This window comes from Salinivibrio sp. MA427 (genome assembly GCF_001996115.1).
Classification (GTDB): domain Bacteria; phylum Pseudomonadota; class Gammaproteobacteria; order Enterobacterales; family Vibrionaceae; genus Salinivibrio; species Salinivibrio costicola.
On record NZ_MUFH01000449.1, the window covers coordinates 1 to 1,497 of the forward strand.

Below are 1,497 nucleotides of genomic sequence, written 5' to 3' on the forward strand. Positions count from 1 at the left end.
CCTTAGACTGTGTTGGTGCTTCATATAAGAATAGCAATGGAGCACCATAGTGAAGTTATTTTATTTATTTTCGGTTGAGATTAGTACTCTACCGACCATTTTTCTTAGCCAAATATGAGCCGGATCCGTCGCTTTTCTTCGGTGCCAAATCATATCGAAGTCAAAGGTATCAATATGGAAAGGTGGTCGAAAAATAGTCAGTTGCTGATTATTTTCGCCCGATTCCAATGCTCTGGCTGCTACCGTTAGGATGAGATCTGTCCCGGTCACTAACTCACCGGCCGTTCTCCAATGTGGCAAGACCATACTGATATTTCTATTGTGGCCTATTTTGTTTAGTGATTGATCAATTTCGTTGTCAATACCTACTCTCAACGCCACAAGCACATGAGATCGCGCCAACCAAGCGGATAAATCTAAGTAACCGCACTCGGGCATCGTTGAACTATCGGCGACACAGACAAACTCTTCATTGAAAAGTGTTTCGACTTGTAGCTCTTTACCCACTTCAGGAAATACGCCAAACGCAAGATCGGTTTCTCCATCAATTATACTAGCGATCATTGCATCTCTACTACCTTGTGTAACAACAAGCTTAATATTGGGAGCTATGGCTCTAATTTGACGTGAAAGTTCAGGCAGAATAACTTTCGCACCGTAATCCGACATAGCTACGCGGAAAGTACGACTGGTCAGATTAGGATCAAACTCTGGCGGTTCAAAGAGCGTTGTCAGCTGGGAAAGCGCTTCGTCTAGCGGTTGTAAAAGCTCCTCTGCTTTAGGCGTCAGCTCAAGTTTGCCAGACTTCCTAATCAGTAAAGGATCATCAAATACTCTTCTTAGATAAGCCAGCGAATGGCTAACTGCGGGCTGGCTTTTATTTAGCCTTACCGCTGCCCGTGAAATGTGTTTTTCAGACAACAAAGCCTGTAAGGTAACCAAATGATTAAGATCGATTCGTCTCAGATAATTCATATTGTGCATTTGAATGAGTATGATAATTTAACTCATTGTACAAAGTTGTCAGCATACAGAGGATAAGCTTGCTCAAGCTCTTTAATCACGTCTATCTCCTCAAAAAACAATACAGTACCAAAACCAGAAGAAAAGCATACATCAATTTTCGACACGCTGATATCTAGCTCACTTGGAGTCAGCAATTTTGCCAACTCGTGTTTCACTAATGTCCAAAGTCTTAAATGGTGATTACCAAATAATACCACCACACGCGTACTTTGAGAGTGAAATGCGGAAGGTGTCAACTTGACGGCATGGTTGATCAGCTCTGAGATATAATCCTTAGATAAAGTAACGTTGCTTCCTAGACTATAGATAGAACGTCTTTTCTCTAAAATTGACAAAAATTGATTATTCATAGTTATCCCCTATTTGTTATATTCCGCAATTGATATTTCTTGATCATTATTGTCAGCGTTGACTGAGATTGTTGTACTTCTTACCGTAAAAAACTGTACCATCACCATTCCTGAAATAATG

At 40.7% G+C, this 1,497-nt stretch carries 2 protein-coding genes; both read right to left on the minus strand.

What is annotated here, in order from left to right; genetic code table 11:
• Window positions 1–60: 60 nt before the first annotated feature.
• On the minus strand, window positions 61–975 hold the full coding sequence (locus tag BZG79_RS15480) for a LysR family transcriptional regulator (protein ID WP_077774853.1): 915 nt from the start codon (window positions 973–975) through the stop codon (window positions 61–63).
• Between the two features lie 32 nt (window positions 976–1,007).
• Complete coding sequence (locus BZG79_RS15485; RefSeq protein WP_077774852.1) at window positions 1,008–1,376, minus strand: nitroreductase family protein; 369 nt, start codon at window positions 1,374–1,376, stop codon at window positions 1,008–1,010.
• Window positions 1,377–1,497: the final 121 nt, after the last annotated feature.